Here is a 26551-nt window from a genome sequence, read left to right as displayed (position 1 = left end):
TAGCGTTTGTTTGTTATTAGCTTTTTACTAATTTACCTTGATTGTAACTTAAAAATATAAAAATTTAACAATTTGAAACTTTAAGAATTTGTATTTTCGCATTATTGTATTTTCATCTTTTTGAATTGGCGATAATCTAAATAGCCAATTAGTTGGGAAAAGTTTATCGGGTGTCCTCTTTTGACATCATCAGATAGCTAATCCCCAAATCGAGAATTTAGAAGACGTACAAAGAGTAGGGGAACAACTTTTTCATTCCTTTTACAAAACGCTAATAGTGATAACGACATTGAATAATAATAATTTCATCATCTAATACCTGATAAATTAAACGATGTTCTTGATTAATACGTCGTGACCATAATCCACTTAAATCAAATTTTAATGGTTCAGGTTTACCAATACCATCAAAGGGATTTCTTTGTATATCTTTAATAATTTGATTAATTCTTTTTAGAGTTTTTTTATCCTGAGTCTGCCAATATAAATAATCATGCCAAGCATCTTCTAAAAAGGAAATTTTCACTAAACTTATTCCTCTTCAATTAACTCATGACTTTGATATTTTCCTTGTTTCAATTCTCCTAATGCCTTGTAGAGTCGTTGTGCATTTTTTGGACTGCGTAATAAATATAATGTCTCTTCCATGGCACTATAATCCTCGAGGGAGATCATAACTACAGGTTTTTCTGATTGACGAGTAATAATAATTGGCACATGATCCTCACAAACCTGATTCATCACACGACTAAAGTTTTTTCGAGCTTGAGTATAAGTTATTGCATCCATGACATTTAGGAAGTATTTTTATTCTGATATTACCATTTCTGTACTTATTTGGTTACTGATCTAAAATTAGTCTTTAGTTTTTACCGGGGAATTGACATTCTCCCACCGTCAAGCTGACGCTGTGACGGGGGATTCTAACTTCAACCACCCAACTTATCAGCTAAACTCTCGCTTAACTGACAGAGGTTGATGTGTCCATTAGCGTTTACCAGTTCAAGACTGGAAGTTTGGGATTGCCCACCCCTACTTAATTCTCTTAATGCTTTTGCTAAAATATTGATTGCCCCTGCTTCATCTCTATCCATTACACAACCACATTCACAAATATGGGTTCTTTGAGATAGAGTTTTCTTGACTATTACTTTACAGTTAGGACATTCTTGACTGGTATATTGTGGAGCAACACCATAAACAATTTTGCCCATGACTTTACCGTAGTATTCTAGCCAATCAAAAAAAGTTCTCCAAGAAGCATCATTAATACTCTTAGCTAAACAATGGTTTTTGACCATATTTTTAACAGTTAATTTTTCATAGGCTACCAAATCGTTATTTTGGACTACGCACCGAGCTAATTTGACTAGCCAGTCTTTACGTTGCCTTGAAATTTTTAAATGTTTTCTACCTAACCTCTTAATCGCCTTTTTGCGAGAGTTACTGCCTTTTTTCTTCTTGCTGACTTGTCTTTGGAGTCTTTTTAGTTGTTTTTCTGACCTTCTTAGATGTCTAGGGTTATCTATTTTATTGCCATTTGAATCAGTATAAAAATGAGATAAGCCAACATCTAAACCAATAGCATTTCCTGACGGTTCAATATTTTCTTGTCTTTCTTGGTCGATACAGAATTGAACATAATACCCATCTGCTCTACGAATAACTCTTACTCGTTTAATTTGAGTGAGTTGATAATAGTTCAGATCAAAACCACCACGCATCTTAAACCATCCTGCCTTAAAACCATCCCGAAAATTAATAGATTTTCTATCCTCTGATAATTGCCAGCCAGAAGTCTTGTACTCAACCGACCTTCCTTTTTTAAACTTAGGAAAGCCTTTTTTCTTAATAGATGGATTTTTACAGTTGTCATAGAAACGTTTTATAGAAGCCCAAGCTCTCTCAGCACTAGCCTGACGAGCCATAGAATTAAGTTTCTTCGCCCATTCAAAATCATTAGCTAATTCTTTGCAGAGTCTTGATAAATCATACTGCCCAACCTTTTCGTTATCCATCCAATAACGAAGACAAGAATTACGCACAAAACTAGCTGTGCGAATCATTTCGTCTAATTTTTGGTATTGAGGTTGGTTGCCATATAACTTAGCTTCTATTACTAACATTATTTTATGGTGGTTTAATTGCCATAAGATTTATCTTAACACAAGGATTATATTTTGTGTGGAATCCTGTGGATGTTTTTTTTGCTGGTTAGCATTCATCCCGTCACCAAAACAATTAAGTTTTTGAGTTTATGATGAGGGCTTTCTGCTAACATTTAGGTAATTTCTTGTTAGAATCCCTATCTTCAGCCGATAGGCAAGGCAAGATTCTTCAAGTCGTGATTGTTTTAGTGAGGACGATCTATCGATCTATACTCAGCCTTGAGGTTCTCATACCAGATCCTGTTGAAATGGTATGTCTATTTACTGAGAATCACTGAGATCGATGATAGTTATTAGTTTATTCTCAGTTCAGAATTTGGCATTAATTGTGAGCTTTTACTATTGCTTGAGGGTTACTAAAACTTCCAAGCATAGGGTTGTTTACTTCATCTCCTCAGACCTATAAAGCTGTTATTATGAAAATAATAAGGCACAAAGATAGTATATTCCTATGGCACAAATTAAAACAATCGGTAGTAATGGACAAATTTCCTTGGGAAAAGAGTTTGCAGGTCAAAGCGTCTTAATTGATAACTCTGAATATGGTGTTTGGACTATTAAAATCGGTAAATTTATCCCCCATAATGAACAATGGTTATTAGAAAAAGATAATGCTACCAAACTTGATGAGGCTTTAGATTGGGCTAGTAAGAATAAGCCCTCTCATACTGATTTGACGGAGTTAGAAAACTCTTTATCATCTAAATTTCATGTTAATGATAATCATGACTAATTAAAAATCTTAATATTAATGATGGTAATAATTAAGGGAGTTTTTTAAGATTTATTGAATGGCTAATATATTGCTTGATTTAAACTGTCCTGTTTTTCAAAGAGATTTATTTTATCTGAGTAACTGATGTTACGCAACCTTGAGTAGTTGTAGTTCATTCATGGCTTCTTGAAGAGCTTTAATGTAGATACGACTCCTCAGGGCAAAATGATTCATTTTATGTTTAATTTTTAAGCATTCCAATTGAAATGCTGCATATATTGACATGAAAATATGGTTACACTGAGTGCGAACACATTTTGTCGGTGAATTTGCCAAACCTGTATTAGATTTTAAGGTTTTGTGAAAAACTTCCACTTTCCACCGTTTTTGGTAGATTGTTTCTATTTCAGTTTCATTACAGTCTAAATTACTACAGGCTAGATAAAGAATCCCTGTGCTATCATCCTTGTTTGTAAAGATTTGTCGATGAAGTAGTATGGGAAATTCTACTCCTTTTAACCACACTAACTTGAGATTCTTTTCTGACCATTCCAGTTCATCAATTCTGATAAAATGACCCTGTTTTTTCTTTTGTTCACTGATGGCTACCGTTCGATTACTTTTCAATGCCATGATGAAATGTTTACCCAATGTTATTCGGATAAAATCCATATTTTCTTTTGCCGCAAACCAACTATCTGTCAATACATATTTATACTTCAGCTCATTTTTTTGACAAATTATTAATTGTTTTCTCAATAATTCATTTTTTGTGATCATTCCCCTTCGTTTTTTCTTTTTTGTTTTAATTTCACAAAACTCTATGGGTTTCTTTATCACCTCAAAAGCTACTGGTATGGTGTTCTGGTTTGTCCCATAAACACAATTAAGTATATTTATCCCTTTGACTGACCTATTTTTACTATGGTCATGATGCCAACAAATTAACTCACTTTCCTTTGTATGAGGTTTTTCTTCTATGGTGTCATCGAATATCAGTACCCCGTCTTCTTCCTCTTCTCTCCGTATTACTGGCTTTACTAATTGCCAGAGTTGCTTGGAATCAAAATCCGATTCTGATAGAAACCTTGTTACTTTATCATGACTAATATTTCCTTTCAATGCTGAAGATAAACCCGTGGCTGTCACTTCATTGAAAGAACTGATTAAATAATCGCTATAGAGTTCCATCAGTTGTTTGTTCATTTTCTCATCATATCCCTTCTATCACTCCCGTGCGTAACATCAGTTAATAAAAAGTATCGGGCTACCGCTTTAAGGGATGGGAACTATCTGAGGGTACTCAGTTTACATTTGGAGCACGATTCAACCTATAAATAAGGCTTAAACCTAAGAAAGGTGCTAAATTGGCAAAATAGCTGAAACTAACTAATAGTATAAATTTTAGCTTATTCTATATCGGGAGCGTACGGATGTGTAGTTTTTGCACCACCAGATCAAGGTTAAAGGGTTAGTATCATATAATTCTCGTGTTTCATCACCATGGGTGATGGGCATAAAACAAGCAACGTTCGCTCCACCCCCATGAGAGCGTTATAGGTTACGGAGTATTTTTTGATAATTCGTGCTAAGGATTACTGCTTTTTTATGACAAAACACGCCTTAAATGTATATGGGGTATCGTGTGTGGGAGTTCGATTAATAAGTATAAAAATATATTATTAACTTTTGTAACTATTGATATATATATAGGTTACACCCTCTTTTTAACATAAATTTTAGATAAGGTTTAGCACGTTTTTGAGAAAGGGTGAAAAAAAGGTAACATCTCTCCCACCCTCTCTCGTTTATTGTTTTAAACTCGGAACTTAAGTTATTGAGTTGGTACAAGGTTAAACTTTCCCTAGTTTTACCTCTATTAACCAGAGATTCAGTTACAATATAAAATGGTATTGACATTTTAGAAATAAATAGATATATTAAGAATATGGATTTAAAAAGCCTAGAAAACAGCCATCAAGAATGGCTAATCGATGAATTTGTGGAGGTAGCAAATCAATTATTACCCGACTATTTCCCTGAGATAAAAGGTAATACCAAAGTAAAAGAAGAAATTAACACCCGTCTGGTGCGTAGTTATACCAGTCAAAAATTAATGGATGAACCCATGCGCCAAAGTCGTTATGCTTTTTATAACTATCGTCATCTATTACAGCTACTGTTAATCAAACGTTTATTGAGTGACGGTATCGGCACATCAGCCATTAACGATTTATTAACCTCGAAAACTAATGAGGAGTTAAAAAGTTTATTAGTTGGGGGTGTGCAAATCAATATTACTACAGCTCATCCCACCGTAAGTGATAATGCAAGTTCTCGCAACTCTGCATTGGATTTTCTAGCGGATTTAAAGAAAAACAAACCCTCTACTACCCTCCAATTTAGACCTTCTAATCAGAACGAGCGTACTATGTCTGCATTGGATAATTCTACTTCCCATAACGCTCCTTTGATGGGAGAGGAGTCTGATATATCGGAAGGGGAAAATTGGACTCGTTTAAAGGTTGTGGATGGTTTAGAGTTACATATTCGTGATGATTTTCTTTATCCCAATAGTATCAAGGAAAAGGAATCCTTGATGGAACATTTAAGCAATATTTTAAGTAAATGGTTTAAAAAGAGGTAATTATGAGCAATGTTAAGCCCCAAGTGCAATTCATTTGTTTAAGGGATGCTATTTCTTCTGATAAGGTTACGAATCTTGATGTGGTTGTCAGGATAACAGTGCCTGAAATTAAAACGAATCAACAACGTCCTCCCCTTAATTTAGGATTGGTAATAGATCGCTCTGGGTCGATGCACGGTGATAAAATGGAGTATGCCCGTCAAGCTGCCATTTATGCTGTACAGCAGTTGTCTAAGGGCGATGTTGAAACAGTACAGGGCGATCGCCTCAGCGTTACTATCTATGATGATGAAGTAGAAGTAATTATCCCCTCCCAGATAGTTACGGATAAATCTAATATCATCAAGCGCATCGAAAAAATCCAGCCTGATGGTATGACAGCTTTATATGATGGTTGGTTAGAGGGTGCAACCCAAGTTAGTCAACATCTACAACCTGAGTATTTGAATCGAGTTATCTTGTTATCCGATGGTTTAGCCAATATAGGGGAAACTAATCCTGATGTTATTGGTAATAGCGTTCATGGCTTAAGTCAACGGGGAGTTAGCACCACAACCATGGGTATCGGTGATGATTTTAATGAGGATTTGATGCAGGGAATGGCTCTTTCTGGGGATGGTAACTATTACTATATCCAAAACCCAGACCAGTTACCAAGTATCTTTAGTGCTGAATTACAGGGCATTATGGCAACCATCGGGCAAAAGGTGAGTTTAGGAATTAAAGCCCTTTCTTCTGTGGAATTGGTAGATGTATTTAATGATTTTGAGAAAACAGAATTTGGTCGTTATAAATTACCCAATTTAATAGCAGGAAACCATATTGATGTAGTGTTACGATTAAAAATCCCTGCCATGTCCAAATCAGTGCCTCTGCTTAAATTACGTCTTGCCTATGATGATAATGAAACCCAATCAAGAAAGGTATTTCACCACCAGTTAGAGTTACCTGTGGTTAATTCTACCCAGTTGAATAACTATCCTTTTAACGAAGAAGTAAAGGCAAAAGTTGCTCAGTTAATGGCTAGTCGAGCTAAGGAGGAGGCTATAAAAAGTCTTGATAGCGGTGATATGGAAGGCTCAAGACAACGTTTACAGATGGCAAAGCAAGAGATAATGTACTCTGGTATATCCCTTGAGATGATGGCACCTGAAATGGCTGAAATGGATAATTTATTGCAAGATTTGGAAGAAGGTAATCGTCAATCTATGCGTAAAAATGCCCAATATCAAAATTATCAAAAACGCCGTAATCGTCCATAAAGAAACAGTGCCATGGTAAATGTTTTTTCAAACTATCACGAAGTAAGTTAACCTGATTCATAGGAGGATTTGTTTGATTTTTTGTTAATTTCTATCAAACCTCCTACCTTCTTTTATTGCAACCCCTTTCCTTGTTTTTTTGTCCTGTACTGAGCATTATCAATAAAAAAATAATCAGTGAATAATTCTAATATCTTAATTATTAATACATAAAAATATGACTATCAAAGCAACAGAAGAACAACTCAACAAAATTTTTAATTTAACTAATTATCAGTTTACGATTCCATCTTATCAGCGCCCTTATGCGTGGACAAAAGATCAAGTTTTAGAATTAATTGATGATTTAATTGATGCTTTCCCTTACCCACTAGACCAAGATCATCCTGATTATTTTTTCGGTAGTATTATCTTAATTAAAGAAGATGGTAAACCCAATGCAGAAGTAATTGATGGTCAACAACGTTTAACCACTTTAACTCTTTTATTGTCGGTTTTTCGTCATTTACTGCCTGAAAATCATAAAACTCGCTCTAAAATTAGTCAGTTATTGGAAGGAGAAGATATTACTGGAGCAATAATAGAATATGGTTTACAGTTGAGATCTCAGGATAATGATTTTTTTGCAAAGTATATTCGTGATGATAAAAAGTTAGAAGAATTATTAACAAAAGATGCTGGTTTACAAACGGATAGTGAAAAACTATTGAGAGATAATACTATTATTTTAATTAAAGAATTAAAAGAAAGATGTCCTGATAATTTATCAATAGAACAATGGATATTACACTTATATATAAATCTTTTAAATAAATGTTATTTAGTGGTAGTTTCTACTGATTCTTTTGAAACAGCATATCGTATTTTTTCCACAATTAATAGTCGTGGTTTAGATTTACAGTTAAATGATGTTTTAAAATCAGAGATTATTGGAAATATTGAAGGAAAAAACAACAAAGAAAAATATACTCAAATTTGGGATAAAGAAGAGAGCGATTTAGGCAGAAAAGATTTTGAAGGCTTATTCTCCCATATTCATCGCATTAAATTAAGGGAAAAACAAAAACTCGGTTTATTAACGGAATATCGTAAAAGAATTAAACCCCAAGAAAATCCTACTGAGTTTATTGATAAAGTTTTAAAACCTTGTTCTGATAAATTTGAAGTTATTAGAGATCAAAGGTTTAGTTGTGATAATGAAGAAGAAGAAAAACAAGTTAATCGCCTTTTTGGATGGTTAAATTTGATAGATAATTCTGATTGGTTACCCCCTGCAATTTATTTTTTAGTTAAACATCATAACAACACATTTGAGATCAAAAATTTCTTCGTTAATTTAGAAAGATTAGCGGCAGGTTTAATGATTCTTCGGGCAGACATTAATGAAAGAGGTAGAAGATATGCAAAGGTTTTAGATGCTATTGATGAAGGGGCAGAAAAGGCGATCGCACTTACTAAAGAATTATTGTCTGGGGAAGAACAAAATCAAATTATTCAGATTCTTGATGGTGATTTATATCTACAAACCCGTAGCCGTTTATATGTGTTAAAAAGATTAGATTCTGCTCTTGCCGAAGGCGGTTTAAGCCCTAGTTTTGATGAAAAGGTAGTTACCATTGAACACGTTTTACCGCAAAATCCGAAACCTGATAGTGAATGGTGTCAAATTTGGCAAGATGAAGCAAGGGAAAACTGGGTACATCGTTTGGGTAATTTAGTTTTACTTTCTCGTAAGAAAAATTCCGAAGCTCAAAATTATGATTTTAAAGTGAAAAAAACTAAGTATTTCGGACTCAAAGAAAATGATGATGAGGAAAAAAAAGATTTATATAAAGACAAGAAAAAAAAAGAAAAAGAAGATACGGGGAAAGTTACAATTTTCCCTCTTACAACGCAACTAATTTATCAAAATAAATGGAATGAGCAAATAGTTGAATATAATCAACAAGAATATTTAGAAATGTTGCTCAATCTTTGGAATTTAGAACAATCAATTATTCCTACATCTGAACAAAAAAAAACAAAAACGAAAAAGAAAGACTTAATAGAAAGTCCAGATTTTTATGTTAATTTTAGCGAGGGCGATCGCATTTGGGAAGATTGGCAAGAATACGGTTTTATCTCTGGTGGTGATGGTAAATGGTATAGTCAAACTCTCAAAAATTTATCTGAAGGGGATCGAATCTTTGTTAATTATTGTGGTAGTGGTTATGTAGGTGTGGGAATTGTCGAAAAAACCGTTGTCCCCGTCAAAGATTTTGCCATAGAAATTAATGGGGAAAAAGTACCTATTTGGGAAGCCCCCCTCAAATCAAAAAACATAGATCATGAGTTTGATGATTTGGATTTGTGCGAATATTTTGTCAAAGTAAAATGGCTAAAAACATTACCGAAAAATGAAGCCTATTGGGAAAAAGGAATGTTTGCGATTCAGCATACCTGTTGTCGTTTACGTCATCAGGAAACACGGGAGAAATTATATAAACATTTCGGCATCGATGAAAATGTTTAACTAATTTTTCAACAAATAACTAAATCAATACTGCATAAATATACTAACCAAACTATTGACAAAATATCATGATTACAGCCGAAAAAGCCATTGAACGTTCAAAAGCCTATATACAAGCACAAGAAGACGGAGACGAGGAAAAATGTATTGCCTATTGTCAACAACTTAACGCTCAAAAAAAAGCCAATAACTTAGAATATAATCCAGAAATAGAGGATGAGGTTATTAAATTTCCTGATTATTTGTATCAACTTATTGACTTATTAGATGATCAAGAAGCAATCAAATTTCATGAGCAAATAGCTTATGATTTAGTAGAGGGAGACTATACCAGCCTTTATGACTATGATCTTGATCAAATATCCGCTTGTTCTCCTTCCTACACTCTGAAAGGATTACTAAAACTCTGGAAACGAACTTACAAAGCACCCAAACTTAATGAAAGTTGTAATGAAGCAGAGTATTTGATTGTTGATGTTATTCCCAAGACTTATGTCATCATAGGTGATGCTTTTTATTTTTATGAGGTTTTTGATGGCATAGATGATGATAAAACTATCAATAAGGACTTTGCGACTACAGTTTTATTACAATATACCGATGATGAAGTTGATGAGCGTGTCAATGCCTATCAAGATTTTGAGTATATTTTACGTCAATTAGTTGATACGGAACTATTAGATGCGATGATTTTAGAAGGCTTCAGTGAAGTGACTTACTCTAAGTTTAATCTTGAGAAGGCTTTAGAAAATCTTAATTTAAGCGAGGAATCCTTATCATTTATTCTTGATTTTTGCTGTGGTAATGATTTAAGTAATTATGATTGTTATGAGCGTTATGAAGAAGCCATAGACGAGGAAATGGAATCATTAGAAGAAGGTGATACCATCTCCCTTTTAAAAGGAATTATCAAACATCCTAATGTCACCCAAGAAATTTTAGAGGAATTAACTAATTCTAAATATGAAAAAGTCGCAGAATTTGCTAGGGAGAAATTGTAAGAGTTTGAGTAATGTTAATTTACAGCCTCTGGAGAGAATCCCCTCTGCCTTCCCCTAGCAATAGAGGTTGGTAAGGGAACTCGTGGAAAGAGGAAACTCTCCTAGCGATGGGACAATCCCCCGTTAAAGCGAAGGTTTAGTGGGGGTGAATGTCAAAAAACCTTGATTTTACTGATGTGAGAATTAAGCTAAGATACCCGCCGTTTATCAGTGAAGAAACAAAAAGTTACTCTCAAACCTTATCATCTTTACAGTATATTTAATGTATAAACATTTTGTCTGGAGCAAAAATATGATTACCCAGAAGATAAGTATGTGGGGAAATTCATTGGGTATTAGACTTCCTCAAGCCATCACTCAACAGGTTAAGTTACAAGAAGGAGAATTATTAAATATTTCCATTGAAGACAATAAGATTATTCTTACCCCTGCCAAACCAAAATATACCCTAGAAGAATTATTAAAAAATGTTACTCCTGAAATGCAACATGATGAATTAGATTGGGGTGACACCATAGGAGAAGAAGTTTGGTAAAAATCGATAATCGCATTCCCCAACGTGGTGATATTGTTAAACTCGAATTGAACCCTCGCACTGGTAGCGAACAATCAGGTTATCGTCCTGCTCTTGTTCTATCACCTATTGCTTATAATCAAATTTCCAAAATTATTTTAATTTGCCCTATTACCAGTCGTCAAAAAGGATGGGTTTTTGAAGTGAAATTACCTTCAGAAATGCAAACCCATGGAGTTGTTTTAGTTGATCAAATTAGAGCAGTTGATTGTGTTGCTAGACAAACTACTTTTGTCGAAGAATCCCCGCTCTCACTCATTGATGAAGTTTTGGCAAAATTAGAAACTTTAATAGGTTAGCAACTCACTTTTCACTGCCCCTTATTGCAGGTTGAACGTTAGGAACAAGTGACAGCATATATGCTATCATTTGCTTATGACTGTTAAGATAGTAGTTGATACAAATATTTTTATTAGTGCTGTTATTAGTAAATCTGGGGCATCCAGAGGGGTTATTAGGGGATGTTTAGAGGGTAAATATTTACCTTTAATGGGTAATAGTTTATTTGCTGAATATGAATCTTTAATTAATAGAGATGAGATTATCAAAAAGTTCCCTTTAAATTTAGCTGAAATAGAAATTTTATTAGCTTCCTTTATGAGTGTTTGTCGCTGGACCTCAATTTACTATTTATGGCGACCTAATCTTAAAGATGAAGCTGATAATTACTTAATAGAATTAGCTTTGGCTGGTAATGCTCAGTTTATTATAACTAATAATATTAAAGATTTTCGAGGTGCAGAATTACTGTTTCCTCAGTTACAAATTATTCAACCAGAATATTTTTTAGAGGTATAATATAATGGCAACTTTAACGATTCGACTTCCTGATGATAAACATGAAAGATTGAAACAGTTGGCACAAACTAGGGGGATTAGTGTTAATAAATTAATGGAGGAATTTTCTACTAAAGCTATTGCTGAATTTGATACTTTTAATCGTTTTCAAGTTATGGCAAGTAAAGGTGATATTCAACAAGGGTTGGCTTTATTAGACAAGTTAGACGCTAGTTTTTAAAATAAACAATAATCAATATTACTAACACTTAAATTAAGTTATGCGATTTATTTCTGCCACCGAAGCGAAGCAAACTTTTGGCAATGTCATTAATCAAGCACAGCGTGAACCTATCACCATACAGAAAAAAAATCGTGATGTTGCTGTTATTATGTCCATAGAAAATTATCAAAGAATTACAAGAATTAATCTTCAAGAATTCCAACAATTTAGGGCAAATATTGGAAATAGAGCTTTAGAAAAGGGTCTAACGGAGGATAAACTACAAGAGTTATTAGCAAATGATTAATTCCTCCATTCGCCTATTGATACTCCATTGGTTAAAACCGAATGGATTCTAAGAGGAAGCGCAACCCCCTATTCAAGATATTTCCATCCTTAAACCTCGTGACTTTTGGGATTGGGGTAAAGCCGAGATAAGCGCAGAATTGGACACTGATGTTAAGTTTTGTAAATATTGAGCTATATAGAATAAGCTAAAACCTCTTTTATGAGTTAGCTTCAGCTACTTTGTCAATTTTGCAACTTCCCTAGCTTTACCCCATTGAACGAATAGATATAAAATTAAGAGTATCCTGACGGGGATAAATTCTTAAGAATATTTTTATATTTGAATAAAACAAACCCTTTTATTCACTACTATTATGAGTAAAAATTATGGATCATGAACCCATATCAATCACCAGAGCCAATACGGATAAGGATTTGGTGTTAAGTTGGCTTTATTCTAAGCCTTCTGCTATAACTCGACAGCGTTATTTGAAGAGTTATGAGCAGTGGTTATCTTTTTGTAATTTGACTCTCAAAGAAACTAGGGTGGAGGATATACAGGATTATCGTACGATGTTGGAGATGAAGGGTTATAAACCTGCTACTATCTCTCAAAAACTCAATAGTATTAAGTCTTTATTTACCTATGCTGTAAAGGTGGGATATATTGCCATGAGTCCTTGTGTGGTGGTGAAGCCTCCTGTGGTGCATGAACAAATTAGCACTAAGTTAATAACTGTGGAGGATGTTAAAAAGCTGGTGGAGGGGGCAAGGTGCATTAGGGATGGATTGATAATTAAGTTTTTATTTGCTCTGGGTTTAAGGGTGTCGGAGTTATTAAAGATGCGGTGGGATGATTTTTACTTTCTCCCTGGGGGGGAGGTAAAGATAAAGGTTATTGGTAAGGGTAATAAAAAACGAGAGTTATTAGTTCCTAATTATATGTATGAGGAGTTATTAATGATAAGGGAAGGGGATAATCCTTGGGTGTTTCACGCTCCTTTGCGCCATCATCCTTTGAGGAGTAATACGGTGTTTTATATGATTAAAAAGATAGCCTTAAAGGTAGGAGTCAATGAAGATATATCTGCCCATTGGTTAAGACATTCCCATGCCACGGAGAGTTTAAGAAATGGCTGTGATTTATCTTTGTTGATGCAGTCTTTGGGTCATTCTTCTATTACTACTACGCAGAAATATCTTTGTTTGAGGGAGACTGAAGGGAGTAGTAGTTATATTGATATGGGATAGTTATGGGATAAGGTAACAAAAATATTGGTTAATACTTCCCTCAGCTATGTTAGGAGCTAGTTTTGGTCCTTGAGCGATTACTAGTTACTATTTTATTTTTGAAGAGAATAGTTAAATATGGGGTTCGAGTAGGGGGAAACATAGGGTTGGTGTCATGAGGGGCAGTGAGAAGCTCAAAGCTATACTTAGCAAAAGTTTTAGTCTTTTTTCTTCCTTAAACCTATTTATCGGCGTTTGAGTAGCATTTGTACAAGAAACCCCGATAAGAACTGTACCAATTAAACCCTCTAAAATTTATCACCCTCAAACGCTTGAAATCTCGTAGTAGATTTCTGTACCAAATAGACCTTAGTTTAATTAATACAGTGATCATGTCTAAAAAATAGGTTCTTGAAACTTAGACAGAGAGAGAACTTTAGCCTTAGCGTGGTTTTCTGTACGGTTGCTACTCAAGCCCCGTTACTATTAATACTAAAAAAGCACATACTAATCAACAAATAAACTCAATAATTTTATATGATAATAAATATTTAGAATACCTTTTTTTTAAAATTAAAGGCTTATATGAATATTTACAATTACTAGGAAGTGGAGGAACAACGACATTTAATGTAAACACAAAAACTTTCTCGAATATAGAAATAATAATGCCTGAGTTGAAAATTATTGCTAAGTATCATCAAATAGTAAAACCTATATTTAGAAAAATTGAGTTAAATTATTCGCAAATTCAAACCTTAACAAAAACCCGTGATGCTTTACTACCTAAACTAATGAGCGGACAGATAAGAGTGAAGGAGTGAAAATGAAACTAGCCAACCCAGAGATGAGCTTAATTGATGATAATAAATTAAGAGATTATTCTTTAAATATAAATCATTGAGACGGACAACATAAAGCTAGGGTTTTTCAATCTGCATTAAATCTAACTATTGAGAATTTTCCCGTTTAGTCGCCTTTTATCTACTTTAAGGAGCAAAAAAAACATGAAACTTTTAGATGTCGTAGCATTATTAGAAGACTTGCCAGAAATTAACCTTTATCGTGGGCAAGTAGGCACAATAGTTGAAGAATACGAACCAGGAATATTTGAAGTGGAATTTTCAGATCGCACAGGAAAAGCCTATGCCTTAGAAATGTTAACCGAAAAACAACTAATGGTTTTATCAAAAATTAGTTAGTCAGTAAAGGTATCTCATAGAGAGGAAACTTAGTATCAACGGTGATAATCGTTAAGCCTTCAATCATAGCTTGAGCAATTAACATTCTGTCAAAAGGATCTTTATGATGCAATGGTAAATCTGTTACCTTTAATCCATGCTCTGCTGTAATATCTAAAACAATAAAATTATTATCCTTCAGCTTTTCTAATAAGTTATTAGGCACAGACAACTTCCCCAAAGACTTTTTTATTGACATTTCCCATACCGTTGCCGCACTAACAAAAATTGTATTTTCAGGATTACTCATAACCGCTCTTATTTGGGGTGATAATTTTGGCTCATTTCCTAACCACCATAAAAGAATATGAGTATCTAACAAAAACTTCATTCATCTTCCCCGTAAAACATAGCGTTAATTTCGGGAGACTCATCATCAAAATCATCCGCCATCCAAATTTGTCCTTCCCAACCACCAGCAGTGCGAGGCTTTAATAACTTATTATCCCCAGTCACTTTTTCCTCATTAAATGGAAAAGGTAAAACTTTTGCTAACGGTACACCATCACGAATTAAAGTTACTTCTTCTTGATTTTGAATAGCTGATAATAACTCCGATAAACCATCTTTCAATAAATTGACATCAAAAGTCTTTTTTAACATGGTCAAAAGTAAAGTGTTGGTATAACTTTATTATAGGAAGATACAAGAAACTATGAAATACACCACTGAAGACGAAATCGAACTATTTAACCTAGACATCTTACAAAATCTAGGTTATAGCTATATCTGCGGTTATGATATTCAACCAGAAGGGATTAACCAAGAGCGAGAAAGTTTTAGTGATGTAGTGCTACAAACCCGACTAGAAAACGTTCTGGGCAGAATTAACCCCGATATACCCCCATACTGCCGACAACAAGCCCTCCGAGAATTACTCAATATAACCAGCCCCGACTTAATCAGTAATAACGAAACCTTCCACCAATACTTAAGCGAAGGTATCACCATTGAATATCAAAAAGAAGGGGAAACCAGAGGAGAACAACTATGGTTAATTGATTGGCAAAACCCAGACAATAACGAGTTTTTAGCCATTAACCAATTCACCGTCATAGAAGATAACCATAACCGCCGTCCTGATATTATCCTCTTCATCAACGGCTTACCCTTAGTAGTTATTGAGCTTAAAAACCCCTCCGATGCTAAAGCCGATACCTACAAAGCCTTTAACCAACTGCAAACCTATAAAAGGGAAATACCCTGCCTATTTACCTACAATGCCCTGTTAGTAATATCCGATGGTATCACCGCCAAAGCAGGTTCATTGTCTGCCGATTATAACCGCTTCATGGAATGGAAAACTAAGGATGGTAAAACAAAAGAAGACCACATCAACCAATTGCAAGTCTTAACCGAGGGAATGCTGAACAAAAATACCCTCCTCGATATAATCCGCCACTTTACCGTATTTGAAGCTACCCAAACCCAAGACTCCAAAACCAATATAGTTACCATCAAGAAGACTAAGAAAATCGCCGCCTATCATCAATATTATGCCGTTAACAAAGCCCTAGAAAGTATCATTCGTGCTTCTGGTATGGGTTCATGCACTTCCCAACAAACCCAAGGAGGAATTAAAGGAAAAACCCCAGAAGACACTCAAAGCAACAGCCACGGAGAAAGTCCAACCAACACCCTACAAGAAAGCCAAGGACAAAATAAACCAGAAAATCAGGCTAAAACTCTGGGAGAAAATCTCTCACAAACCCAAAGAATAAGTGAAGGAAACAATCAACCAGAAGCCCAAGGGGAAACTCCCCCACAAACCCAAAAAGAAAGCATCAGCTTAAACAATAGTGGAGATAGAAGGGGGGGTGTCATTTGGCATACCCAAGGGAGCGGTAAATCCCTCTCAATGGTATTTTTAGCAGGTAAATTAGTATTAAGTAAAACCCTTAATAATCCTACCGTACTCGTCCTCACCGACCGTAACGACTTAGACGACCAGTTATTTGATACCTTCGCCAGTTGTCGTCAGCTACTACGCCAAGCACCCCAACAAGCCGAAGATAGAACCAAAGTGCAGGAATTATTACAGGTAGCATCGGGGGGCATTGTCTTTTCTACCATCCAGAAATTTGCCCCCACCGATGGTGAAACCCTCTATCCCCAATTATCAGACCGCTCCAATGTAATTGTCCTTGCCGATGAAGCTCACCGTAGCCAATATGGTTTCAAGGCTAAACAAGTGGATATAAAAGATGAAACAGGTAAGGTGGTAGGCAAACAAACCAAATATGGCTTTGCCCGTTATATTCGGGATGCTTTACCCCATGCCACCTTTGTCGGTTTTACAGGCACACCCATTGAACAAACCGATAAAAACACTAAAGAAGTATTTGGTAACTACATTGATATATATGATATTGCCCAAGCGGTTAGGGATGGGGCAACAGTGCCTATTTATTATGAGAGTCGCTTGGTTAGTTTAGGGTTAAATGATTGGGGAAAACAGCTTCTTGAGGAGTTGGAGGAAGATTTACAGTTTGAGGATTTGAGCAGTACCCAAAAAGCTAAGGCTAAAGGTACTCAGTTAGAAGCCCTAGTGGGAGCTACCACAAGGTTACAGGTTATTGCTGAGGATATTGTTAATCATTTTCAAGAACGGCAGAAGGTTAACCGTGGTAAGGCAATGATAGTTACCATGAGTCGTTCTATTGCGGTTAATCTCTATGGGGAAATTATTAAACTCCTCCCTGATTGGCATAATCAAGAACTTACCAAGGGTAAAATTAAGGTGGTAATGACGGCTAATGCTTCCGATGAGGAAAGGTTAGTTAAACACCATACCAATAAAAAAGACCGTCAAATTCTCGCCCAACGGCTCAAGGATGGGGAGGATGAGTTGGAAATGGTCATTGTCTGTGATATGTGGCTCACGGGGTTTGATGCTCCTTGTCTTCATACTATGTATATTGATAAACCCCTAAAGGCTCATAATCTCATGCAGGCGATCGCCCGTATTAACCGTGTTTATTTTGAGAAGCAGGGGGGCTTAGTGGTAGATTATTTGGGCTTGGCTAGTGAGCTTAAAAAAGCCCTTAGTTTCTATGCTGAAAGTGGCGGAAAAGGACAGCCTACTTTAGATCAGGAGGTGGCTTTAGGGTTACTACTATCAAAGGTAGAAGTGGTAGAACAAATACTCTATGGTTTTGATTATGAGCATTACTTTAAAGCTGAAACGGGGGAGAAGTTAAATATTCTCATCAAAGCCACGGATTACGTTTGTAACCCTGATATTAAGGAAAGGTTTATAAGGGAGGTAATCGCCTTATCTAAAGCCTACTCCCTCGCTGTACCCCACCCAGAGGCGTTAGCTAAGGGGGAGTTAATTTCTTTTTTCCAAGCTATCCAAGCCAGTGTCTATAAGTTAGAACCCCAAGAGGATAGTTTAAGTAACCGTGACATTGAGACTGCTATTCGTCAGGTGGTAGATCAGGCTTTGGTATCTGACACGGTGGTTAATATCTTAGACCAAGCGGGGATTAAAAATCCTGATATTTCTATCATCTCTGATGAGTTTATCGCAGAGGTACGGGGCATGGAACATAAAAACCTAGCGGTAGAATTGTTGGAGAAGTTACTTAAGGATGAGATTCGCACTCGTCGTAAGGTTAATGTGGTGCAGAGTCGCAAATTAACGCAGATGCTGGAGGATTCATTACGCCGTTATCACAGCCATGTAATTACGGTGAAGGATGTTATTGATGAATTACTGAATATTTCCCAAGATGTTACCCAAGCCGATAGGAGGGGGGAGGAATTGGGGTTAGAACCCTATGAGTTAGCTTTTTATGATGCCCTTGCTCAAAATCAGAGTGCTGTGGATGTTATGGGGGTTAATGAACTTAAACTCTTGGCGATCGCACTCACTGAGAAAATCAAGAAAAATGCTTCTATTGATTGGAATTTGAAGGAAAGTGTGAGAGCGAGAATGAAAGTAATGGTCAAAAGATTATTGAGACAATATGGTTATCCCCCTGATATGGCTAAACTCGCCACTGAGTTAGTTTTAGAACAGGCTCAGGTGTTTACAAAGTCACGAGTTTAATTTGAATAACTTATGAATCGAGGCTAAAAACTTATTGTTTGAACGCTGCTCCTCATCACACGAACCCTATGTTTCGGGGTAAAGCTAGGGAAGCTGTAATTTAGTGCCAACTCGCTGAAATACAATCATTGTAAAGGTTTCACCCGTTACTGAAAGTAACTAAATATATTCTCTATAGAACATAAAAAGTTCTGATTTTGGGTAGTGTCGGTACTTTTTTGTCAGTTTGTTAAGAATTTATGGCATTATTTTTAGTTTTTAGGCAAAATTTGATGATAAGTGCCAAATCAATTTTAAATTCAGAACTTCAGTTATTGAGTTGGCACAAGGTTACACGTTCCCTAGCTTTACGCCAATAAAGGTCAAATATTATGTATTTCATTTGTAACTATAAGAAAGTGCTAAAACATAAATTGACCAAAGGCAAATACGAAATAAAGAAGAAGGCGGAAACATAGGGTTCGCGCAACGAAGTGCAACTTACAAAACAACCATTGCTATATGACTCTTTCAAGGTTTTAGTTAAAAAATGATACTACACATGGTATTATCTAAAACCATAAGTTTTACAAATATAGCTTTAATAGTTAATTTGACAAATATCAAATAATATGGAGTCAACTATTGCAAAGTTAAATGATGAGGATGACAGAATCTAAACTTGCCCATAAATGATGTTTAGTAAGGCTATACTTATGAACAGTTAATTAACTCTTTACAATACATACTTTAAATAACTTCTCCATAAATGACTTTTCTTGGACAAGTTTGATTTAAATAACTTATTAATCGAGGCTAAAAAGTGACCAACTTTAACCAAATTCTATCAAGTTGCACTTCGTTGCACCAACCCTATGTTTCCGCCTACCCCCATGCGCCGTAATAGGGGTAAAGCTAGGGAAGCTGCAGAATCGGCAAAGTAGCTGTAGATAAGTCAGAGAGGGAACTTAGACATAACATTGTTATAAGCAGACTGAGCTTCATTTAAACTTAAGCGAGAATAAACTTCTAACGACTGTCGAGAAGAATGACCAGAATAGGGTTGAATTAAAGCATCATCAATTCCTTGTCTTTTCAGCCAAGTCAACAGAAAATGTCGTAATTGATGAGGTGAAATGGAATGATCCAATTCTGCTTTGTCCGCATACTTCGTCAAAATCTTTCTGATTCCACGATCGCTATATTTTTGATGTCGATTAGACTCGAATAAATAATTAGCCCTTTTACCCTTCATCTTATCAACGTGCATAGCCAAAACTTCCTTAAAAGAAATAGGAAACGGAACTATTCTATCCTTTCCCCCTTTCCCTGAATTAATCCGAATCTGACAACGATCAAAATCCACATCTTCCAATCGAATATTAACTAACTCCGAAACTCTGACACCCGTATAGAACCCATTTGGTATCTAGTAGAATATTGAGATGAAAACATAGAGAAATAGAAGGATGGCATATTCTAGCAGTCTAAGTGATGAAGAATGGGAAGTAATCAAACCTCTGTTACCAAAAAAGAAACGAACTTGTCCACCAAAGTGGTCTAAAAGACAAATTTGGGATGGTATTTTTTATCAACTCAAAAATGGCTGTAATTGGTCTGATTTACCCAAGGATTTACCGCCTTATTCTACAGTTTACTGGCATTATAAAAACTGGAAAAAAGAGGGTATCTTTGAAATGGTGATGTGTGAGCTTCATAAGCAACTAAGGGAAAAAGTAAAAAAAAATCCACTTGGACTCGATTAATAATCATTGATTCTCAAGCAGTACAAAATACTTGTAGTGCAGGAGTAGAGAGTAAAGGATTTTGTAGGTATAAACTCACCAATGGTATTAAAAGACATTTAGCAGTGGATAGTCTGGGATTTCCTTTTTTCACTTGTTGCACAAAGGCAAGTGTTTCCGATGATCGAGGATTAATCATGATGTTGAGTGAGAACATAGATTATTTTCGTGCCAAACCCATGAATGTTCATAAAATTACGATCCTCGTGGATTCGGGTTATCATCCTGATTTTATCATGAGGGAATTAGAAAAAGTTTATCCACAAATTGGAAAGAAAATTCGTATGGAAAAATCAGGCAAAATCTCTTCTGAACAAAAAAAATCAGAAGGAAAAAAAGGATTTGTGGTAGTCAAAGCAAGATGGATCATTGAAAGATCTAATGCTTGGATGGAAAGATGTAAAAATTTGGTCAAAAACTTTGAAAGAACCTTATTCAACTCCACCCAAAAAGTTAACTTATGTTTTATTCGATTACTTTTAAAAAGACTCACTGCTTCCTGAGATACCAAATGGGTTCTATAGAGAAAAGTCTTAATAATCACCATATCCTGCACATTACTAGTTTTCCAAACAGCTTGATAATATTTATGCAACTCTTCTTCGGTGGGAACTTTTGGTAATTTCTTTTCAGAATGAGTTACCTCAATATTTAACTCAGTACGCAGATGCCGAAAAACACTTTTAAGATAATTGTAATCAGGATGTTCATCCCTTAATAACTTAGCGATAGCCCTAGCTTTAACTTTAGCACTGGTACGTTTCATGATCATCTCACCTCTTCCTCCATCTTAAGCACAAGTCGCTCATTCATATCCAAATGAAATGTACCGTAAGGATTGATATGACTATAAATCAGAGGCGTTAAAGCACGTTGGTCATTTTTGGTTAATTGATTATTCCAACTCGAACTACTTAAAACTTCCTGTATCATTAAAGTATTGACATAAATCAAGCATACTTGCAATAAATGCAGAGATAAAACGGCCAATAACTGTTCAGTTGGTTGATTAGTAGAGATTTCCCCACTCTTACCATAGAAAATAAAACCATTAGTACTATTCCAGTTTTCCACCACATTTAAACCAGCATTAATCTCCTGACGTAACTCCTCTGACTGTAAATATTGACATAAGAGGGGTTTGAGTAGCAAGTGAGAGAAAAACAACGCTAAGGCTGAAAGTATTGTGTATCAATATTTACAGCCCTTGCAAACCCAGAGAGGAAATAGAATATAGTTACTAATAAAGCTCAGTTTCAAATTCATTTAAATCATTCCAATCACGCAAAGGACGCATCGCACCATTCTTCAAATCTTCAGATAAATTAAAGCTATATCGCCCCAGGATATTTATATGCTCAAACCCCAGAGGAGACAAACGAGCCACATCTTCTGGATAAATGATTTGTTGGCTTTGTAGTTGATTTAAGGCTGCATCCATGTAGGCGGAAACATAGGGTTCATGTCATGAGGGGCAGTGAGAAGCTAAAGACTATATATAGCAATATTTTCACTCTTTTTTATTCTTTGATTGCTAAAGCTTTTTTTTTATCTCAAATGATAAGTTTTACAAATATATTAATGAATAAGTATTTGATAAATATCAAATAGTATGCAGTTAAATATTAATAGAGGGGGTGCTGAGGGTGTCTTAATTTGAACTTGCCCATAAATGATGTTTGGTGAGGCTATGCTTAGGAACAGTAAATTAAGTCTTTGCAATATATATTTAAAATAACTTCCCCATAAATGACTATTCTTGGGGAAGTTACATTTAAATAACTTATCAATAAAGGCTAAAAATTGACTAACTTTAATTAAATTTAATCAAGTTGCACTTGATTGCACGAACCCTATGTTTCCGCCTTATAAATCGTCAAATGCTTTGCGATTCAATCCTGTGGTGCCTCTGAGGAGTCGATCTTGATTAAGTATTTTGTCAATATTGAACATTTTACTTCTCTCCACTTAGTCAGTTTTTTCTATTATCTCCTATCTCGCAACAACTCTATTTTCCTCTAATATTTCTGTTATATATTGCTTTTTAGTTTGTATATCTGCACTTTTCCAATCTCTACTTTCACTTCTCTCTCTGAAAAATCTTTGAAATGTTTTTTGGAAATCTGATGTTTGTATGTTTTCTCCCGCACCACGAAGCTGATTACTCATTATCTCAATAATACTTGCCCCACTTCTTGCAATACCATCAAGATTATCATTGCTTAATGATACAACAATATCACAACTTTTTTCGGTATTTCTTACATTTTTAACTGTACTTCCAATAGCGGCAGTACCGCCTCCTGTCCCAGTACCCCAAGCCAAACCTGCCAATGCTCCTGGAGGTCCAGCTATAGCAAATCCGATCACTATGCCAAGTAAACCTGCAGTAAAAGCCGTAGTTGTGGCATCTGACGCTATTCTAGCAACAATAAATCCAAAATTATTTTGTGTTTTGTCCTGTACATCTGCATTATTAAAATTATTAATACGGTGAGAAGCACTTACTAACTTGAATAATGATTCAATCTTTCTCCGAAAGTAGAAGTCTTCAGTTTGTACTTCTTGTTCTAGCTCGAGTTCGTATCTTGTGATAGTGGAATCTTTATCACGAAATGGGACATTATTTTTTTGTTTTCTAAAGCTCTGACAAGTATGAATGCTAGTCGCCAACATTTCTGTTGCTATATCAATTGCTTTCTGATTGTCGTCCCAAAAATTGGCAATTGCGGTTGCAAAATATTTTTTCTCGTCATCAGGTAAATGTTTCTCAATCGTTTCAAAAAGGTTCAAAATACTTGTCGGATTATCATTTATTCCATCTAATTGGATAACATCACGGCATTTACTGCTTTCACACATATTTTGCCATAATCTTATTCTGTTATCAACTGCCTCTTGATCGTTATCAAATGCTCTTAATGTAGCTTTCTCTTTCGTAAGAATCCCAAGAATGGGAGCGTTTGTATATTGTTTGATTAATGTTATTTCATCTCTGTGATCGTTAGTGGGTGAGACCTCTAGTGATCCTAAATACAAAACTATGGTTGATTTCATCACAGACTTTAGAGCTATAAGATCAAGCGCCCAATCTGGGTCAGGATCATTGAATATATCTAGATCTCCAACATATTTTTTTGCCGTGATAATCGCTTGAGCATTTTCAAAACCAGGTGTGTCTATAATGTTGAACTCAAAATTTGTTGCAGTGGCAGTGGGGTGTTTGTGTATTGAGGATTCTTTGGTAATGCCAGCCTCATCTCTTACTTCTCCTACTTCTTTATTCAATAAAGATCTTGTTAATGTAGTTTTCCCTGAATTGGCTTTGCCAGCGACTGAAAGATTGATCTCGTGCATTTTTTTGCTTTGCTAGTTTATATTGTTAAATAATCTGATTAATTATTGCATACTGTAATGATATGAAAAAAGGCTCAGTACAGGACAAAAAAATAAAGAAAGGGGTTGCAATGTAGGAAGGTAGGAGGTTTGATAGAAGTTAACAAAAAACCACACAAATGCTCCTATGAATCAGGTTAACTTACTTCGGGATACTTTGAAACAACATTTACCATGGCATGGTGCAAGACTCAATTTTCTGGCATTATTCTTGATGGCACTAATTAGAGTGCGCACCGTTGACTTAACGAGCCTTTCCCTAGCTTTTTGCACATCTGCCAAACCAGAATCAAGTTATAAAAGATTACAGAGATTTTTTGCTCAGTTTGACCTAAATTTTACTCAGGTAGCTAAAACTATCGTCAAACTGATGAAAATACCTCAACCATGGGTATTAAGTATCGATAGAACTCAGTGGAATTTTGGTTCAACTTGTTTTAACATTTTTGTTTTGGGGGTTGTGCATAATGGGGGAAACATAGGGTTTGTGTCATGAGGGGCAGTCTTCAAAAACTCAGTACAAATAAATTAGTTTTTAGCGTTAATTGATAAGTTATTTAAATCAAACTTGCCCATTTTGGCGTAAAGCTAGGGAAACTGCAAAATCGGCAAAGTAGCTGAAACCACCTAATAGTAAAGGTTATATAATAGTCTTACAATATTTCTTAAATACTACAGATTAACTGTGACAAAGTTCCGAATTTTATTTAGAAATGACACTTTATGATTTTTGTTGAAATATAAAGGTAAAAAAAAGCCTTTTGGGATATAGTTATAGTAAATAAGTTCCGACTCGTAGTCTGAGTTTATCAAAAGCGGTAGTTAATTGATGAATTCTGGCATTCTTTTTGGATAAAATGCCTTTCAAATAAAGTTCTAAATAATTATGAACTGTATTACCTACCTGTGTTCTTTTATTCCACTCTTGTTTCAGATGAATAACTGCATCTTCTGTAGAGTAATCAGCATACTGTTCTTGGTAACGGTAATTAGTAGTAACTAAATCATAGGCTATCTTATTAGCATTAAAGTCAGAATAAAACTGAGAAATGAACTTGGTTGTGGATAAATATTGTTCTCCAGTAATAGTATTGAAATACTTATGATACTTCTCAACAAATTTAATACACTTCCTAATTTTATTCATCTTGTTAGTAGCATTAATTATTTATTATAACATTATAATAATCACTAAATAACTGTTTTTTTATATTATTTGAACATTAGTTAATTATTTTTAACTTCCATCAAGAATAGCCCTATTTTAATCCTCCTTCTTTTCTTCTGTTGGGGTATCAACCGTTGGGTTTGAGGTATCAGCTGTTGGGTTTAGACTATCAATTGAGTTTGGTGCATTAGGGGTTTGTGTTTGGCTCTCAGTTTTTGGACTTGGTGTATCAGCCGTTTGATGTTGGCTATCAATTGGGTTTAGTATCTCAGCCGTTGAAGCTATTTCTTCTTTTTTTACCTCTTTGAGATCAACAGACTTCGGTAAAATTTGCTCACCCGACTTATCCTTTGATTTAGGTGAAATCTGCTCACTAGATTTATCTTTTGATTGGGGCGGAATCTGTTCACTAGATTTATCATTGGATTTAGATGAAATCTGCTTACCCGACTTATCCTTTAATTTAGGCGGACTTTGCTCACCTGACTTATCCTTATTCAAAGTTTTCTTTTTAGGTTTGGCTACTGGTTTAAAGCGAGGACAAGCATAGGGAATTACCTTTTGTATTTTGAGGGTATCCCCTTCCCTGCGACAAATTAACTTATAAACATAGCCAATCCACAGCTTCTTTTGTTTAACCCAATCCTCGGTATTGCTGAAAGTAAACTTAAATTCTGTAATAAATCCTGTTTTTCTAGCTTCTTTTCTAACCGTTCGGGCTGTAATAGAACGTTGGACAGTTAGGGTTTTCTCTAGTGTCCATAATCCGATAAATTCCCACCTTTCCCATCCTTGCTCATTAGTGGGCATATTGCCGTCCCATCCCACAATCTGAAAGCTGACTAATTTAGTATCCTGCATTTTGGGATAACCCCGAAACCAATGTACCCCTAAAATATTAGGTTGCTTAAGAGCTAATGACTCAAGATAAGGATTGCTAAAAGTGGCTTTAAGGGCTAAACCATCGGGTAATATCAACTGGTAGCTACTCTCATCATCAATGGGGGGTACTAAGATACCTTGCACCTCTGAGATCGCTTGATGACATCCATTACCTGCAAGGATTTTATACCTTTTAGCCGGGGTTTTTTTCTTATTCTTACTCTTCTTCTTAGAAGTTTTAACATCGTTCTGACTAGAGGATTGGGGTTGTTTGGTGACTGGCTGAGTAAATAAATCCTGTTGCGTACTGGTAGTTTTCAGTTTTTCAGTAGTGTTGAAAGAGGTTATAGAACAAGCAATACTGCGCTTATTCTTCTTCCCAGAGGTTTTAACATCTTCCTGACTAGAGGATTGGGAGAAATCGGTAACTGGTTGGGTCAATAAATCTTGTTGTTTATTCGTAGTTTCAATGGGGGAAACAGAGATTTGAGAACAACAAATCTGACAAGGTTTAGCTCCTGTGGAAATCGCCTCTGAGTAAGAACTCATTTTCTGCCACCCCTCAGTATTTGCCTTGAAGTAACGGCATTGGTTAGAGTGAATTTTATTGGTAGGTGAGATGTAATATA

25 protein-coding genes and 4 pseudogenes are annotated in these 26551 nt (G+C 35.3%); 17 read left to right on the top strand and 12 right to left on the bottom strand.

What is annotated here, in order from left to right:
* Positions 1-271: 271 nt before the first annotated feature.
* The 3 genes from AA637_RS15195 to AA637_RS15185 form a co-directional block, all read right to left on the bottom strand.
* A complete protein-coding gene (locus AA637_RS15195) occupies positions 272-526 on the bottom strand; it encodes a Txe/YoeB family addiction module toxin (protein WP_446684654.1) in 255 nt (84 codons plus the stop codon).
* 5 nt (positions 527-531) lie between these two features.
* Positions 532-789 carry a type II toxin-antitoxin system Phd/YefM family antitoxin gene (locus AA637_RS15190; RefSeq protein ID WP_446684653.1) on the bottom strand — a complete coding sequence of 86 codons (258 nt, stop codon included), beginning with the start codon at positions 787-789 and terminating at the stop codon, positions 532-534.
* Between the two features lie 140 nt (positions 790-929).
* Positions 930-2126, bottom strand: a complete 1197-nt coding sequence (locus AA637_RS15185) for an RNA-guided endonuclease InsQ/TnpB family protein (RefSeq protein ID WP_446684652.1) — start codon at positions 2124-2126, stop codon at positions 930-932.
* Between the two features lie 493 nt (positions 2127-2619).
* Here AA637_RS15185 and AA637_RS15180 point away from each other — a divergent pair, with 493 nt between their 5' ends.
* The gene (locus AA637_RS15180; RefSeq protein ID WP_446684651.1) at positions 2620-2901 is read left to right on the top strand and encodes a hypothetical protein; all 282 of its coding nucleotides are present in this window, start codon (positions 2620-2622) and stop codon (positions 2899-2901) included.
* Between the two features lie 129 nt (positions 2902-3030).
* Here the strand turns inward: AA637_RS15180 and AA637_RS15175 are convergent, their stop codons facing one another.
* A complete protein-coding gene (locus AA637_RS15175; protein ID WP_446684650.1) occupies positions 3031-4089 on the bottom strand; it encodes an IS701 family transposase in 1059 nt (352 codons plus the stop codon).
* A gap of 742 nt (positions 4090-4831) precedes the next feature.
* Here AA637_RS15175 and AA637_RS15170 point away from each other — a divergent pair.
* The 12 genes from AA637_RS15170 (at position 4832) to AA637_RS15115 (ending at position 14599) form a co-directional block, all read left to right on the top strand.
* Complete coding sequence (locus AA637_RS15170; protein WP_446684649.1) at positions 4832-5530, top strand: MerR family transcriptional regulator; 699 nt, start codon at positions 4832-4834, stop codon at positions 5528-5530.
* 2 nt (positions 5531-5532) lie between these two features.
* A complete protein-coding gene (locus AA637_RS15165; protein WP_446684648.1) occupies positions 5533-6792 on the top strand; it encodes a vWA domain-containing protein in 1260 nt (419 codons plus the stop codon).
* 217 nt (positions 6793-7009) lie between these two features.
* Positions 7010-9304 carry a DUF262 domain-containing protein gene (locus AA637_RS15160; RefSeq protein ID WP_446684647.1) on the top strand — a complete coding sequence of 765 codons (2295 nt, stop codon included), beginning with the start codon at positions 7010-7012 and terminating at the stop codon, positions 9302-9304.
* 68 nt (positions 9305-9372) lie between these two features.
* Positions 9373-10305, top strand: coding sequence for a hypothetical protein (locus tag AA637_RS15155; protein WP_446684646.1), 933 nt, complete (start codon positions 9373-9375; stop codon positions 10303-10305).
* 292 nt (positions 10306-10597) lie between these two features.
* Positions 10598-10840, top strand: coding sequence for an AbrB/MazE/SpoVT family DNA-binding domain-containing protein (locus tag AA637_RS15150; protein WP_069790883.1), 243 nt, complete (start codon positions 10598-10600; stop codon positions 10838-10840).
* On the top strand, positions 10834-11178 hold the full coding sequence (locus tag AA637_RS15145; RefSeq protein WP_446684645.1) for a type II toxin-antitoxin system PemK/MazF family toxin: 345 nt from the start codon (positions 10834-10836) through the stop codon (positions 11176-11178). Before AA637_RS15150 ends, AA637_RS15145 begins: the two co-directional genes overlap by 7 nt.
* 76 nt (positions 11179-11254) lie before the next feature.
* Entirely contained in the window at positions 11255-11677 is a 423-nt protein-coding gene (locus AA637_RS15140; RefSeq protein ID WP_446684644.1) for a putative toxin-antitoxin system toxin component, PIN family, read from the top strand.
* Positions 11678-11681: 4 nt separating this feature from the next.
* Positions 11682-11897 carry a CopG family ribbon-helix-helix protein gene (locus AA637_RS15135; RefSeq protein WP_069790975.1) on the top strand — a complete coding sequence of 72 codons (216 nt, stop codon included), beginning with the start codon at positions 11682-11684 and terminating at the stop codon, positions 11895-11897.
* A 40-nt stretch (positions 11898-11937) separates the two neighbouring features.
* Positions 11938-12186 (top strand): type II toxin-antitoxin system prevent-host-death family antitoxin, encoded by a 249-nt coding sequence (locus AA637_RS15130; RefSeq protein WP_446684643.1) that lies wholly within the window; start codon positions 11938-11940, stop codon positions 12184-12186.
* 368 nt (positions 12187-12554) lie between these two features.
* On the top strand, positions 12555-13418 hold the full coding sequence (locus AA637_RS15125) for a tyrosine-type recombinase/integrase (RefSeq protein ID WP_446684642.1): 864 nt from the start codon (positions 12555-12557) through the stop codon (positions 13416-13418).
* Positions 13419-13852: 434 nt separating this feature from the next.
* Entirely contained in the window at positions 13853-14221 is a 369-nt protein-coding gene (locus AA637_RS15120) for a restriction endonuclease subunit S (protein WP_446684699.1), read from the top strand.
* Positions 14222-14404: 183 nt separating this feature from the next.
* On the top strand, positions 14405-14599 hold the full coding sequence (locus AA637_RS15115) for a DUF4926 domain-containing protein (protein ID WP_446684641.1): 195 nt from the start codon (positions 14405-14407) through the stop codon (positions 14597-14599).
* Here the strand turns inward: AA637_RS15115 and AA637_RS15110 are convergent.
* The gene (locus AA637_RS15110; RefSeq protein WP_446684640.1) at positions 14592-14969 is read right to left on the bottom strand and encodes a type II toxin-antitoxin system VapC family toxin; all 378 of its coding nucleotides are present in this window, start codon (positions 14967-14969) and stop codon (positions 14592-14594) included. The genes AA637_RS15115 and AA637_RS15110 overlap by 8 nt on opposite strands.
* Entirely contained in the window at positions 14966-15241 is a 276-nt protein-coding gene (locus AA637_RS15105) for a type II toxin-antitoxin system Phd/YefM family antitoxin (RefSeq protein WP_446684639.1), read from the bottom strand. The genes AA637_RS15110 and AA637_RS15105 overlap by 4 nt, the downstream gene beginning before the upstream one ends.
* Positions 15242-15293: 52 nt before the next feature.
* On the opposite strand from AA637_RS15105, the gene AA637_RS15100 reads away from it, so the two are divergent.
* Positions 15294-18692 carry an HsdR family type I site-specific deoxyribonuclease gene (locus AA637_RS15100; protein ID WP_446684638.1) on the top strand — a complete coding sequence of 1133 codons (3399 nt, stop codon included), beginning with the start codon at positions 15294-15296 and terminating at the stop codon, positions 18690-18692.
* 934 nt (positions 18693-19626) lie between these two features.
* Here AA637_RS15100 and AA637_RS15095 read toward each other — a convergent pair.
* Positions 19627-20085 (bottom strand): annotated as a pseudogene (locus tag AA637_RS15095) (tyrosine-type recombinase/integrase); the annotation flags it as partial.
* 55 nt (positions 20086-20140) lie between these two features.
* On the opposite strand from AA637_RS15095, the gene AA637_RS15090 reads away from it, so the two are divergent.
* Positions 20141-20437: a transposase gene (locus AA637_RS15090; RefSeq protein WP_446682652.1), complete on the top strand. Its 297-nt coding sequence runs from the start codon at positions 20141-20143 to the stop codon at positions 20435-20437.
* A gap of 2 nt (positions 20438-20439) precedes the next feature.
* Positions 20440-20979: a transposase gene (locus AA637_RS15085; RefSeq protein ID WP_446684698.1), complete on the top strand. Its 540-nt coding sequence runs from the start codon at positions 20440-20442 to the stop codon at positions 20977-20979.
* Between the two features lie 265 nt (positions 20980-21244).
* Here AA637_RS15085 and AA637_RS15080 read toward each other — a convergent pair.
* The 3 genes and pseudogenes from AA637_RS15080 to AA637_RS15070 form a co-directional block, all read right to left on the bottom strand.
* Positions 21245-21610: pseudogene (locus AA637_RS15080) on the bottom strand (Tn3 family transposase); the annotation flags it as partial.
* Positions 21611-21716: 106 nt separating this feature from the next.
* Positions 21717-21920 (bottom strand): annotated as a pseudogene (locus AA637_RS15075) (Tn3 family transposase); the annotation flags it as partial.
* 548 nt (positions 21921-22468) lie between these two features.
* Positions 22469-23833 carry a GTPase domain-containing protein gene (locus AA637_RS15070; RefSeq protein WP_446684637.1) on the bottom strand — a complete coding sequence of 455 codons (1365 nt, stop codon included), beginning with the start codon at positions 23831-23833 and terminating at the stop codon, positions 22469-22471.
* 166 nt (positions 23834-23999) lie between these two features.
* Between AA637_RS15070 and AA637_RS15065 the strand changes: the two are divergent.
* Positions 24000-24344 (top strand): annotated as a pseudogene (locus AA637_RS15065) (IS4 family transposase); the annotation flags it as partial.
* A gap of 300 nt (positions 24345-24644) precedes the next feature.
* On the opposite strand, the gene AA637_RS15060 reads toward AA637_RS15065, so the two are convergent.
* Positions 24645-25019, bottom strand: a complete 375-nt coding sequence (locus AA637_RS15060) for a hypothetical protein (RefSeq protein WP_446684636.1) — start codon at positions 25017-25019, stop codon at positions 24645-24647.
* A 117-nt stretch (positions 25020-25136) separates the two neighbouring features.
* Positions 25137-26471 (bottom strand): hypothetical protein, encoded by a 1335-nt coding sequence (locus tag AA637_RS15055; protein WP_446684635.1) that lies wholly within the window; start codon positions 26469-26471, stop codon positions 25137-25139.
* Positions 26472-26551 lie beyond the last annotated feature (80 nt).

It is taken from the genome of Cyanobacterium sp. HL-69 (assembly GCA_002813895.1).
In the GTDB taxonomy this organism is placed as follows: Bacteria; Cyanobacteriota; Cyanobacteriia; order Cyanobacteriales; family Cyanobacteriaceae; genus Cyanobacterium.
Note: the sequence above shows the minus strand (reverse complement) of the source record. Positions and strands in the feature narration are given on the sequence as shown.